The organism is Microbacterium sp. TWP3-1-2b2 (genome assembly GCF_049896145.1).
Lineage (GTDB): Bacteria > Actinomycetota > Actinomycetes > Actinomycetales > Microbacteriaceae > Microbacterium.
The window spans coordinates 2830712-2842892 of sequence record NZ_JAFCTS010000001.1 but is presented as its reverse complement, the minus strand read 5'-3'; the positions used below and the strand labels follow the sequence as shown (position 1 = coordinate 2842892).

Annotated in this window: 14 protein-coding genes; 10 read left to right on the top strand and 4 right to left on the bottom strand. The window is 65.8% G+C overall.

What is annotated here, in order from left to right:
* Positions 1–14 precede the first annotated feature (14 nt).
* Genes ACP7AR_RS14020 through ACP7AR_RS14010 form a run of 3 tightly spaced genes read left to right on the top strand, consistent with a single transcriptional unit; the run spans position 15 to position 2494 of the window.
* Positions 15–563 carry a MarR family winged helix-turn-helix transcriptional regulator gene (locus ACP7AR_RS14020; protein ID WP_426186979.1) on the top strand — a complete coding sequence of 183 codons (549 nt, stop codon included), beginning with the start codon at positions 15–17 and terminating at the stop codon, positions 561–563.
* Between the two features lie 34 nt (positions 564–597).
* Positions 598–1401, top strand: coding sequence for an alpha/beta fold hydrolase (locus tag ACP7AR_RS14015; protein ID WP_426186976.1), 804 nt, complete (start codon positions 598–600; stop codon positions 1399–1401).
* Between the two features lie 43 nt (positions 1402–1444).
* A complete protein-coding gene (locus ACP7AR_RS14010; protein ID WP_426186973.1) occupies positions 1445–2494 on the top strand; it encodes an NAD(P)-dependent alcohol dehydrogenase in 1050 nt (349 codons plus the stop codon).
* 50 nt (positions 2495–2544) lie between these two features.
* On the opposite strand, the gene ACP7AR_RS14005 is transcribed toward ACP7AR_RS14010, so the two are convergent.
* The gene (locus ACP7AR_RS14005) at positions 2545–3054 is read right to left on the bottom strand and encodes a hypothetical protein (protein ID WP_426186970.1); all 510 of its coding nucleotides are present in this window, start codon (positions 3052–3054) and stop codon (positions 2545–2547) included.
* A 155-nt stretch (positions 3055–3209) separates the two neighbouring features.
* Between ACP7AR_RS14005 and ACP7AR_RS14000 the strand changes: the two genes are divergently transcribed.
* Genes ACP7AR_RS14000 through ACP7AR_RS13980 form a run of 5 tightly spaced genes read left to right on the top strand, consistent with a single transcriptional unit; the run spans position 3210 to position 8242 of the window.
* Positions 3210–4241 (top strand): LacI family DNA-binding transcriptional regulator, encoded by a 1032-nt coding sequence (locus tag ACP7AR_RS14000; RefSeq protein ID WP_426186967.1) that lies wholly within the window; start codon positions 3210–3212, stop codon positions 4239–4241.
* Positions 4238–5512: an extracellular solute-binding protein gene (locus tag ACP7AR_RS13995; RefSeq protein WP_426186964.1), complete on the top strand. Its 1275-nt coding sequence runs from the start codon at positions 4238–4240 to the stop codon at positions 5510–5512. Before ACP7AR_RS14000 ends, ACP7AR_RS13995 begins: the two co-directional genes overlap by 4 nt.
* 4 nt (positions 5513–5516) lie before the next feature.
* Entirely contained in the window at positions 5517–6413 is an 897-nt protein-coding gene (locus ACP7AR_RS13990) for a carbohydrate ABC transporter permease (RefSeq protein ID WP_426186961.1), read from the top strand.
* Entirely contained in the window at positions 6410–7252 is an 843-nt protein-coding gene (locus ACP7AR_RS13985; protein WP_426186958.1) for a carbohydrate ABC transporter permease, read from the top strand. The genes ACP7AR_RS13990 and ACP7AR_RS13985 overlap by 4 nt, the downstream gene beginning before the upstream one ends.
* 15 nt (positions 7253–7267) lie before the next feature.
* Positions 7268–8242: a glycoside hydrolase family 130 protein gene (locus ACP7AR_RS13980; RefSeq protein WP_426186955.1), complete on the top strand. Its 975-nt coding sequence runs from the start codon at positions 7268–7270 to the stop codon at positions 8240–8242.
* Between the two features lie 6 nt (positions 8243–8248).
* Here ACP7AR_RS13980 and msrA read toward each other — a convergent pair whose 3' ends face one another.
* Positions 8249–8794, bottom strand: a complete 546-nt coding sequence (gene msrA, locus ACP7AR_RS13975; RefSeq protein WP_426186952.1) for a peptide-methionine (S)-S-oxide reductase MsrA — start codon at positions 8792–8794, stop codon at positions 8249–8251.
* A gap of 147 nt (positions 8795–8941) precedes the next feature.
* Here msrA and ACP7AR_RS13970 point away from each other — a divergent pair, with 147 nt between their 5' ends.
* Positions 8942–9859, top strand: coding sequence for a DUF808 domain-containing protein (locus ACP7AR_RS13970; protein ID WP_426186949.1), 918 nt, complete (start codon positions 8942–8944; stop codon positions 9857–9859).
* A 21-nt stretch (positions 9860–9880) separates the two neighbouring features.
* On the opposite strand, the gene ACP7AR_RS13965 is transcribed toward ACP7AR_RS13970, so the two are convergent.
* The gene (locus ACP7AR_RS13965) at positions 9881–10588 is read right to left on the bottom strand and encodes a DUF1345 domain-containing protein (protein WP_426186946.1); all 708 of its coding nucleotides are present in this window, start codon (positions 10586–10588) and stop codon (positions 9881–9883) included.
* Between the two features lie 101 nt (positions 10589–10689).
* Between ACP7AR_RS13965 and ACP7AR_RS13960 the strand changes: the two genes are divergently transcribed.
* The gene (locus ACP7AR_RS13960) at positions 10690–11349 is read left to right on the top strand and encodes a VOC family protein (RefSeq protein ID WP_426186943.1); all 660 of its coding nucleotides are present in this window, start codon (positions 10690–10692) and stop codon (positions 11347–11349) included.
* Between the two features lie 33 nt (positions 11350–11382).
* Here ACP7AR_RS13960 and ACP7AR_RS13955 read toward each other — a convergent pair whose 3' ends face one another.
* Positions 11383–11985, bottom strand: a complete 603-nt coding sequence (locus ACP7AR_RS13955; protein WP_426186940.1) for a protein-L-isoaspartate O-methyltransferase family protein — start codon at positions 11983–11985, stop codon at positions 11383–11385.
* Positions 11986–12181: the final 196 nt, after the last annotated feature.

The following is a 12181-nucleotide window of genomic DNA, read 5'->3' as shown; positions in this document are numbered from 1 at the left end:
TGTATGCTGTGACAGTGCCAGATCCGGAGAACGACGTGCCTCGACACCCGGGCATGCGCTATTTCTCCCGGGAGTCCGACCTCGTCGACCGCTCCGATCTGTCGGAGGCCGACATCGACCAGTGCGTCAGGGTCATGGAGGCATTGCGCGGTTGGCAGGAGGCTGCTCGAGCTCTCTCTGAAGCCTCGAAGCGCTACATGAAGCTCAACGAGAGCGACATGCGGGCGATCAGGATGATCATCCAGTCCCAGCAGCAGGGACGCGTCGTCACGCCGAAGGACATCGCCAACGAGGTGGGCATCTCCAGCGCCTCGACGACGAAGCTGGTCGACCGGCTCGTCGCCGGAGGCCACCTCGTTCGCGCGGAGCATCCGAGCGACCGCCGAACGGTGTGCATCGAAGTCACCGAATCGACCCGGCTGTCCGCTCATGAGACCATCGGGCGCCAGCATGCACGTCGGTTCGCCGCCGCAGCGGCCATGGCCCCCGGAGACCGCGAGGTCGTCATCCGCTTCCTGAAGGCGCTCAGCGATGCCGACGAGCCCCAGGGCGAGCTCGCCTGAGCGTCGGCAGGATCTCCGGTGCCATGATGGAACAGTGGCTGCTCCCCTTGCTGAACTGACCCGGATGCCGAATGCGCAGCTCGTGTACGCGGCTGACGGCACGCGACTGGCGACCTACACGTGGGGCGACATCGAAGCCCCGGTCGTCGTCATCGTCCACGGCTTCGCGTCCAACGCCCGTGACAACTGGGTCCTCACCGGATGGGTGCGCGAACTGACAGGCGCCGGGTACCGCGTGCTGGCCCTCGATCAGCGCGGTCACGGCCTCAGCGACAAGCCGCACGACGCCGCGGCATACGCCATCCGCACCCTCGTGACGGATGTCGAGACGGTCATGGACGTCTACCTCGTCGAGGAGGCGTTCTACGTCGGATACTCGCTCGGCGCCAGGGTCGGGTGGGAGGTCGTGCGCGATCTGCCGCAGCGCATCACCCGCGCCGTGCTCGGCGGCGTTCCGGACGGCATCCCGCTCGAGCGTCTCGACGTCGGCCAGGTGCGCGCGTACGTCGACGGCGGTGAGCCGGTGCAGGATCAGACGACGAAGAACTACATCGCTCTGACCGAGCGGGTCTCCGGTAACGACCTGCGTTCTCTGCTGGCACTCGCCGAGGGCATGCGGCTCACGCGCACGGTCGATCCCGATCCGTCGAACGCACCGACGGCGCCGATCCTGTTCGCGACGGGGTCGAAGGATGCCATCATCGAGGGCTCACGCGCCCTGGCGGACGCGGCGCCCGCCGGCCGCTTCTTCGAGATTCCTGACCGGAATCATTTCAACGCGCCGGGCTCTCGTGCATTCAAGGATGCCGCGTTGCAGTTCCTCGAAGCCGCCGATTAGATCTGTTTCGCCTCTGCCGCGGCATCCGGTCTACGCTCAGATCATGACCACCGTGATCCCCGCCATCGTCGCGCCCTCAGCCACCGACCCTCTCGCCCTCGGCACGATCGAACGACGCGACGTAGGCGAGAAGGATGTGCGCATCGACATCCGGTGGGCAGGCATCTGCCACTCCGACATCCACACGGTGCAGGGCGACTGGGGCCCGCAGCACTATCCGCTGGCCGTCGGTCACGAGATCGTCGGCACGGTGGCCGAGGTCGGCTCAGAGGTGACGAAGTTCACGGTCGGCGACCGCGTGGGCGTCGGATGCCTCGTCAATTCCTGCGGCGAGTGCGAGAACTGTGTGGCGGGAAGCGAGCAGTACTGCCTGAAGGGTGCGATCGGCACGTACGGCGCCACCGACGTCGACGGCACGATCACGCAGGGCGGCTATTCCACCGGCATCGTCGTGACCGAGGACTTCGTGCTGCGGGTTCCGGAGGCGATCCCGTACGAGAAGGCCGCCCCGCTGCTCTGCGCCGGCATCACCACGTACTCGCCCCTGCGGCATTGGAACGCCGGCCCCGGCAAGAAGGTCGCCGTCGTCGGCCTCGGCGGACTCGGCCACATGGCCGTGAAGATCGCGCATGCGATGGGCGCAGAGGTCACGGTGCTGTCGCGTTCGCTGAGCAAGAAGGACAACGCGCTCGAGCTCGGCGCCGACCACTACTTCGCCACCGAGGACCCCGAGACGTTCCGGTCGCTGCGCTCGAACTTCGACCTGATCATCAACTCGGTCTCCGCTGCGATCGACATCGACGCGTATCTGAAGCTGCTGGCGCTGGACGGCACGCTCGTCAACGTCGGCGCACCGGCCGAGCCCATGCCGGTGAGTGCCGGCACGCTCATCGGCGGGCGTCGCTCGTTCGCCGGATCGAACATCGGCGGCATCGCCGAGACGCAGGAGATGCTCGACTTCTGCGCGGAGCACGCGATCGCGCCTGAGATCGAGATCACCTCGGCCGATCAGGTCAACGAGGCCTGGGCCCGGGTGCTGGCATCCGACGTGCGCTACCGGTTCGTGATCGACATCGAGACACTCACGGCCTGACGCGGGCGCGCGCGGGTCCGATCCGTCACGCGCGCGTCTTGTTCATACCCTCACTGCGCCGGCAGGCAACCGCCGTCCATGATGTTTCCGCCGACTTCGACGGATACAGCGTCTGCGGTGACGGCGCCGAACACGCAACCGCCTTCCGGCCCGGCGACGCCGAAGAGGACGTCGCCGTAGTCTTCGCGGATCTGGGGGCGCTCGAGCCCGGCATCCATGATCGCCTGCTCGACGGCATCGATGCTGATGGTGCTCGACGTCCGAAGGGCGTCGATCACCCGGCGAAGAGGACCGGCGAGCGCCTCTGCCGCTGCCGCGGCTTCCGCTGAGATCTCCATCCGGTCGCGGTAGCGTTCGTTCTGCGCCATCGCCTGATCCGGATCGTACGGCGCGCATTCCGGCGGAAGCTCGACCCCTTCGACCTGCGGGCACGCCGCGGTCGGTGTGGGTGTCGCTGCCGGTGTCGCTACTTCGCCCGGCGAAGCGGGTGCCTGCGGAGCGCAGCCGACGAGCAGGGTCGCCATCACCAGCCCGCCCCAGATGCGCGCGATTCTCGCCATCTTCTCCCCATCGTTCGATCCTGTAAGTGTCGCGGCTCAACCCGTTCGCGTCCATCGCGATTCGTTGACTTAACTCGTCAAACCGGTTTACACTCCAATCAAACCGGTTTAACGACGCTCCCGCGTGCGTGCCGGCCCCGCTACGAGGAGGTGGCATGACCCGCACGACGATCGCCGACGTCGCTCGCGAGGCCGGCGTCACGAAAGCGACGGTCTCACACGCCCTCAGCGGCAACCGCCCCATCTCGGACGAGACCCGCAGCAAGGTGCTCGCGGCGGCGGAGCGTCTGAACTGGGTGCCGAGCCAGAGCGCGCGCGCCCTGGCGACGCGTCGCGCCAATGCCGTCGCGGTGGTTCTGGCCCGCGACCCGGAGGTCATCGCCAACGACTCGTTCTTCCCGGTGTTCATCGCCGGCGTCGAATCCGTGCTCGCGCCCACCGAGACCGCTCTCCTCCTGCAGGTCGTCCCCGACCGCGACGCCGAGGAGCGCGCCTATCGTGCGCTCAGTCATGGTCGGGCTGACGGTGCACTCCTGCTCGATCTCCGCCAGGACGATTGGCGAGTACCGCTCCTCAGAGACCTCAAGCTCCCGACGGTGCTGGTCGGTGCCTACGACCAGCCCACCGGGTTCTCCTGCGTCCGCACCGACGATGCCGCCCCGGTCCGTGAGATCGTCGCCAGACTCCGTGCCGACGGACACGAGCGCATCGCTCACGTCTCCGGGCCGCTCGACTACGTGCACTCGAAGGCGCGGGCTGAGGCTTATGTCGGAGCCGTCGGCGGTGAAGAGCTGCTTCGCGAAGGCGACTTCACCGCCGCGAGCGGCCGCACGCTCACCGCTGAGCTGCTGGCGCTCTCGGAGCGCCCGTCCGCCATCCTCTACTCGAACGACACGATGGCGATCGCCGGACTGTCTTACGCACGCTCACAGGGTCTCTCGATTCCGCGCGATCTCGCGATCTCCGGCTTCGACGATGATCACCTGTCGGCTCATCTCTCCCCGGCGCTGACCAGCGTCTCCTCCGATCCCGCCGCGCGAGGTCGTGCGGCAGCCCGCCTCCTCCGGGCGGACATCCTCGGCGCGGAACCCCGCACCGAGATCGTCGACTGCAACGTCGTGCACTTCCGTGAGAGCACCGGGTCGACAGCATCCGCAACACCCGAAGTGTCAAGGAGGACACCATGAAGAAGATCCGTGCAACAGCACTCATCGCAGCCATCGCACTCGTCGCCACCGGATGCTCGTCCGGCGGCGGCGGCGGTGGGGGCGGCGATGGCACAGCTGAGGGCACCGGCCCCATCGACGTCTGGCTCTCGAACAACGAGCAGGAGGTCGCCTGGGGTACCGCCGTCGTGGAGGCCTGGAACGCCGAGCATCCCGACGAGAAGGTCACTGCGCAGGAGATCCCGGCAGGATCGTCCTCCGAAGAGGCCATCACAGCGGCGATCACCGCAGGCACCGCACCCTGTCTCGTCTACAACGTCGCCCCGGCGGCCGTCTCCGGCTGGGTCAAGCAGGGTGGGCTCGTCGACCTCAGCTCGATCGATGGTGGCAGCGACTACATCAGCGAGCGGGGCGGCGAGGTCGACTCCTACGCGAGCGACGGCAGCTTCTACCAGCTGCCGTGGAAGTCGAACCCGGTCATGGTCATGTACAACAAGGCGCTCTTCGAAGCGGCGGGAATCGACCCTGAGGACCCTCAGATGAACACCTACGAGGCCTTCCTCGAGAAGTCGCGTGCGATCGTCGACTCGGGTGTGCAGAGCGCCATCTGGCCGTCGCCGACGAGCGAGTTCTACCAGCCGTGGTTCGACTTCTACCCGCTGTACCTCGCCGAGACCGACGGCACGATGCTCGTCGAAGACGGCACGTCCACGTTCGATTCGGATGCTGGGCAGGCCGTCGCCGACTTCTGGGCGACGTTCTACGAGGAGAAGCTCTCACCGAACGAAGCGTCGACCGACGACGCGATGTCGGCGGGAACCACCGCGATGCAGCTCGCCGGCCCATGGGCGATCCCGTCATACGCCGAGACCGTCGACGTGGGCTTCATGCCGGTGCCGACGAGCGACGGCCGCGAGAACCCTGTCACGTTCGCCGATTCCAAGAGCGTCTCGATGTTCACCGCCTGCGAGAACCAGGCCACGGCGTGGGAGTTCCTCAAGTTCTCCACGAGCGTCGACAGTGATGGGCAGCTCCTCGAACTCACCGGGCAGATGCCGATGCGCACCGATCTCACCGGCACCTACGCCGACTACTTCGAAGCGAACCCGAACTACGTGGCGTTCGCGGAGCAAGCCGAGTCGACGGCGGATGTGCCCAGCATCCCGAATTCGGTGGAGGCGTGGCAGGCGTTCCGCGACGAGTACTCGGCGGCCGTGATCTTCGGAAAGAACTCGATCGACGACTTCCTGAAGAACGCTGCGTCGAAGATCGACGACCTCGTCGCCGAGTGATCTCATGACCGACAAACGGCGGTTGCGCACCCGATGGCTGGGTGCGCAACCGATCGGCGGCCTCTTCGCGCTGCCGTACTTCGTGTTCGTGATCGCGATCTTCGCGTACCCCCTCGCGTTCGCGGTGTACATCGCGTTCCACGACTACTTCTTCACCGCCCCTGGCGTGGAGGTCGAGCGTCCGTTCGTGGGCTTCGACAACTTCGTCACCGTGCTCACCGATCCTCGGGTGCTCGGATCCTTCCGCAACACCCTGATCTTCCTGGTCATCAATGTGCCGCTGACGGCCGTGCTCTCACTCGTGCTCGCGGCGGCACTGAACACCGGCATCCGCTGGGTGGCCGCCTACCGTGTCGCGTTCTACGTGCCCTACCTGACGGCGAGCGTCTCGCTCGTCGGAGTGTGGATGCTGCTGTTCTCGGGCAACGGCCTGATCAACACGATCCTCGGTCCGCTGGCCCCCGACCCCTCCTGGCTCGTGAACAGTGGGCTGGCGATGCCGATGATCGCGCTCTACGTGACGTGGAAGCAGCTGGGCTTCTACATCCTGCTCTACCTCGCCGCGCTCCAGAACGTGCCCAAGGAGCTCTACGAATCGGCCGAGACCGACGGCGCCGGAGCGTTCAAACGCTTCCTGCACGTGACGGTACCGGGTGTCCGCAACGCCACCACGCTCGTGCTCATCCTCTCGATCATCACCGGCGCCAACCTGTTCACCGAGCCGTACCTTCTGACCAACGGCGGCGGCCCGGACGGCGCATCGTCCACACCCGTACTGCTCATCTACCAGCTGGGCATCCAGCAGCAGAACCCCGACACGGCGGCCGCGATCGGCATGATCCTCGTGATCCTGGTCGGGATGCTGTCGCTGGCTGCCAACCGCGCGACGAGGGAGAGATGATGAAACGCAGAAGCAAGATCCCTCGCATCCTGAGCATCATCCTGCTCACGGTCGCAGCGATCGGGTTCGCCTTCCCGTTCTACTTCATGATCGTCGGCGCATTCCAGGAGAGCCCGACGAACGCCCCTGACGAGCTCTTTCCGACCAGCGGGTGGACGGTCGACAACTTCATCGCGATCGACTCGCGGATCGACCTGGCTGGATCGTTGCTGAACTCGCTGATCTTCACGGCGGGCGTGCTGCTCGGCACCGTGGTGTTCGGGCTGCTGGCCGGATACGCGATCGCGCGTCTCGACTTCCGCGGCCGCGGTGTGATCTGGGTGCTGATGCTACTCGTGCAGATGGTGCCGTTCCAGCTGCTGATGATCCCGCTCTACGTGCAGATCACCCGCAGCTACGGTCTCGGCGACTCGTACCTCGGGATGATCCTGCCGTTCCTCATCAACACGACAGCAGTGTTCATCTTCGTGCAGTTCTTCAAGGCGCTGCCGGTGGAGATCTTCGAAGCCGCGCGGATCGACGGTGCAGGAGAGATCCGTCTGCTGACATCGGTCGCGATCCCCCTCATCCGCCCCGTGCTGGTGACCGTTGTCCTCGTGACCTTCATCGGCCCATGGAACGAATTCCTCTGGCCCTTCCTCATCACGAAGGATGCCTCTCTCCAACCGCTCGCGGTGTCGCTGGCGAACTACATCTCCAACGTCGCGCAGTCCACCGCCAACCCGAACGGCGCGATCCTCGCCGGCGCCACGGCGCTCGCGTTCCCCGTCGTGATCCTGTTCATCGTCTTCCAGCGCTTCTTCAGAGCCACCGACCTCGGCGCCGCTGTCAAAGGCTAGCCAGAAAGGGCATCCATGTTCACCGGAGCCTCCTTCCCCCTCGGCCCGTTCACGCCGTTCGAGGGCAACCCCATCCTGCGTCCGCGTGGCGACAGCTGGGAATCCGCCAACCTGTACAACCCGGCGGCGCTCGTCGACGGCGATGAGGTCGTGCTGCTCTACCGCGCGCACGCCGACGACATCGTGTCGCACATCGGCATGGCCCGATCCAGCGACGGCGTGAACTTCACTCGCGAGGATGCGCCGATCCTCTCCCCGTCCGAGGACTACGAGCGATTCGGATGCGAGGACCCGCGGATCGTGCTGATCGATGGCACCTACTACCTCACCTATACGGGCTGGGACCGCCACAGCGCCCAGCTGTGCCTCGCGACGTCGACCGATCTGCGCACCTGGACCAAGCACGGTCCGCTGTTCGAGGACTTCGACACGTTCAAGACGATGGACCCGCGCGGCTTCAACTGGTCCAAGGCCGGTGTGATCGTGCCGGTGAAGATGCAGGGCAAATGGTGGATGTACTTCGGCGAGGGCGCGATCTACTGGGCCACGAGCGACGACCTGATCCACTGGACCCCGGGTACCGCCGACACTGACCCGATGTACTCCCCCACGCCTGGCACGTGGGACGAGGCGCTGGTCGAGATCGGCACGTCGCCGGTGCTGGCCGACAACGGCCTGCTCGTCTTCCTCACCAACGGCGCGACGCGCACCGTCCACGATGACGGCTCGGTCGATGTCGACTACCGATGCGGCCAGATCGCGATCGATCCCGATGAGCCGACGAAGGTGATCGCCCGACTTCAGGAACCGTGGCTCCGCCCGCAGACTTTCGAAGACACCAACGGGCTCGTCTCGAACGTGACCTTCGTGGAGGGGCTCGTGAAGTTCAAGGATCGATGGTTCGCGTACTACGGCCAGTCGGACACCACCCTGGCCGTCGCCATCCATGACCCGGCTCAACCCTGGGGGCGCTCCTTGCGGGTCGGCTGAGGCCGGTCAGGCGTTGGCGGTCTCTTCGCGCTTCGGCAGCACCCATCCCGCGCGCGGGAAGTGGCAGGTGTACCCGTTCGGGTAGGTGATCAGGTAGTCCTGGTGCTCGGGCTCGGCCTCCCAGAACGGGCCCTCCGGCTCGATCGTGGTGACCGCCTTGGCGGGCCAGAGGCCTGACGCATCGACGTCGGCGATCGTGTCGCGGGCGATGTGCTCCTGCTCGGGGCTCAGCGGGAAGATCGCCGAGCGGTAGCTCGTGCCGATGTCGTTGCCCTGGCGGTTGAGGGTCGAGGGGTCGTGGATCTGGAAGAAGAACGCGAGGATGTCGCGGTAGGTCGTCTTCGTGGGGTCGAACACGACCTCCAGCGCTTCAGCGTGACCGGGGTGGTTGCGGTAGGTCGCGTTGGCGTTCTCGCCGCCGGTGTAGCCGACCCTGGTGTCGAGCACGCCAGGCTGGCGACGGACGAGGTCTTCCATGCCCCAGAAACATCCGCCGGCGAGGACGGCTGTCTCAGTGCCGGGGGTGCGGGTGATGGTTCCAGTGTCAGTCATAGTGCTTCTCCTCTGTCAGGGATAAGAACAGTCTCGCTCCCCACGGCATTCCACACGACATCGACGTCGCGGGCAGGTGGCTTCGCGGCATCCGATTTCACTCGATGCCAGTAATGTTGCTTTCCTGCCACTCACACAGGGGGATGCATGTCGGTTGGTCTGCTCGCCGTCGTCGACGACATTCTGAGCGCCGCAATGAAGGCGTCTGCGAAAGCGGCGGGAGTCGTGATCGACGATGCGGCCGTGACTCCGCAGTACGTGCAGGGCATCTCACCGGCACGCGAACTGCCGGTGGTCTTCAAGATCACGCTCGGTTCGCTCGTCAACAAGTTCGTGATCATCATTCCGATCGCACTGCTGCTGACCGCGTTCGCGCCGTGGGTGCTGCCGTACCTCCTCATCCTCGGCGGCACGTATCTCTGCTTCGAGGGCGCGGAGAAGGTTCTGGAGTGGTTCGGATTCCATCACGGTCATGCCGATGAGGGCGCCCGCAACGAGAACAAGCTCGTGTGGGGTGCGATCCGCACCGACCTCATCCTGTCGACCGAGATCATGCTCATCTCGTTGGCGAACCTCGACGCCGGACTCAGCATCTGGATGACGCTCGCGATCCTCGCTGTCATCGCGCTGATGATGACGATCATCGTGTACGGGGCGGTCGCGCTCCTCGTCAAGATCGATGACATCGGTCTGAAGATGGCGAAGAACGAATCGCGCAGGGTGCGGCACACCGGGACCCGGATCGTTCGGTCGATGCCCGCGGTGTTCCGCGTCATCAGCGTCGTCGGAACAGTCGCCATGCTGTGGGTCGGCGGGCACCTGCTGCTCGCGAATCTCGGCGAGGTCGGGCTGGTCTTCTTCAGCGACATGCTGCACGGCATCCATGACTTCCTTGCTCCCGCCGGTGGAGTCATCGCATGGATCGGCGAGACGTTCGTCTCGGCCGTGGCAGGCCTTGTCATCGGCCTCATCGTCGTCGGGGTGGTGCTGCTGATCGGGCGGATGCTGGGCAAGAACCCGAGCTTCCACGAGGGCGAAGAATCGCCGGCGACGGTGGCCGCCTGAGCCTGAGCCTGAGTCGCAGTCTCAGCCGAGCAGGCCGCCGAGCAGCAGCGACACCACCATCGCGACGATCACCGAATTGAAGACGAAAGCGAACAGCACGTTGGTGCGCACGAGCAGCCAGGCTTCGCGTGAGCGGATGCTGGCTGACACGGTCGCCGCCATGGTGGACAACAACACCGTCAGAGTCAGGTAGTCGCCGAACAACATGTCGTCGCCGGTCTCGAGGTGGATGTGCGCACGGTCGTCCGCAGTGTTCACGCGCAGGAACTCCAACGCGAATGCGTAGACCATAAGAGCCCACGATGACGCGACGCAGAGCAAGCCGAGCGCGACGTGCACCAGGCTCTGCCGATAATCCGGGTTCTGCGCGATGAGCAGACTGATGAGGATCGTGATCGACGCACCCGTCAGCGTCCAACTGGACGCGCCGCCGTAGCCGAACAGCAACGACCACCATCGTCGCTTCAACGCCCGTTCGCGACGAGATGTGGTTCCCAGCGCTCTCGGCCCACGGCGCGTATACGCCGCGTGCGTCCAGATCAGGTAGACGGCGGCGAACAGCGGCCAGGACGTCAGATAGAACAACACCCCTGCTTCGAAATGGCCGTCCGGTTCGGCGATGGAGATCTCGCCGCTCAGCGAGGCGATTGCGACGAGTCCGGCGCCAAGGGAAGTCGAGACCAGCGAGCTCCAGTTGGCCCTGGCTGTGTCACTCACGTATCTGGCCATTGCTGGTCAGTATAGGTGGGCGTCGCACAGCGGAGTTGCCGCTTGGATCGCACCCGGAGAAGGCCTTCTCGGTGGTCGGAAGCGGGCGTAGCCTCGACGGCATGGACGTCTTCGAGCAGCTCCTCCCGAAAGAATTCCATGCGACCGCCGGCGTCGAAGACTGGCGCGTGCTCTTCTGGGGAGCGCACGCGTTCTATCGCACGTCGTCATTCGCCGAGGCCGCGGAGTTCGTCGGCGCGATCTCCGTCGCAGCGACGACCGTCGGCCATGAGCCGGATGTGGACGTGCGTCCGGAGGGCGTGGTGATCAGGTCGTGCTCACGCCCCGACGGCGCGCTGACGCGCAAGGACGCCGACCTCGCGGCCACCGTCAGCGCAGCGGCGCGATCGATGGGATTGGTCGCTGACGCCAGCATGCTGATGGTGGTCGGCATCGCGGTGGCGCAGGATGCCGGTGTCGACACCCGCCCGTTCTGGGAAGCAGCCTTCGGCTACCGCCGAGTCGGAGATGAGGATCTGATCGATCCGCTGCGGCGCGGCCCGCATCTCTGGTTTCACGAGCTCAGCCCCGCGCGACCGGGTCGTGGACGGACGCACATCGATGTCTCAGTGCCGGCGGATCAGGCGGAGGGACGGGTTCGAGCGGCGGTCGCCGCCGGCGGGCGTATCGCTGACGAGGACACGGCGCCCGAGTCGTGGACGATCGCATCGCCGGATAATCACGGCGTCGACATCGCGGGGTGGGCGGACCTGGAGGCGTGAGGCTGTCTTGCTCCGCCTTGACCACGGAAGAGCTCAATGGTTCTCGCGTTCCTTGAGAGGAACGAAGCTGTAGCGCCCGGCATCCTCTCGCCGTTGGGGTCGCCCACCGGCGATGTCGACGACCGTCATCACCCCTGCGACCGGCACGACAAGGCGCCCGCCCTCGGCGAGCTGCGCCTCCAGCTGCACCGGAACCGCTGTCGCCTGTGCAGAGACGAGGATGCGGTCGAACGGCGCCTCATCGGGGAGACCCAGCGTGTCGGCGATCGCTTGCCGGATCTCGGCACGCACCCCCGTCTCCACAAGTCGCTCTCGTCCGTACCTCACCAGTTGCGGAACGAGTTCTACGCCGATGACCATGCCCATCTCGCCGGTCAGAGCCGCGAGCACCGCTGTGGTCCACCCCGAGCCGCTGCCCACGTCGAGCACGCGGTCGCCGTGCTGCACATCGAGCAGTCCCAGCATTCTGGCGACGGTCGACGGCTGCGAGTTCGTCGCATTCCAACCGATCAGCACCGGGTGGTCGGCGTCCGCAAGATGGCGCACTTCAGGAGGCAGGAAGTCTGCCCGAGGTGTCGATGACATCGCGGCTCGCACGCGTGCTTCTGTTGCGGGATCCACCGTGAGTGCGGACATGACTCGAACGTACGCCGGGGGATGCTGGGACACCAGATCGCATGTGTGTCGGTGGGGTCGAACCCTTGAGTGCTCGCGTTCGCCGCCGCGCCTGTTCAGTCATCGCGCGCCGGCGATCGTGCCCACCCTTCCTGCACCGAGGTTGGTTTCGGGTGGTTATCCACAGGTCGTGAATGTGCTCTGATCTGGGGTTTGA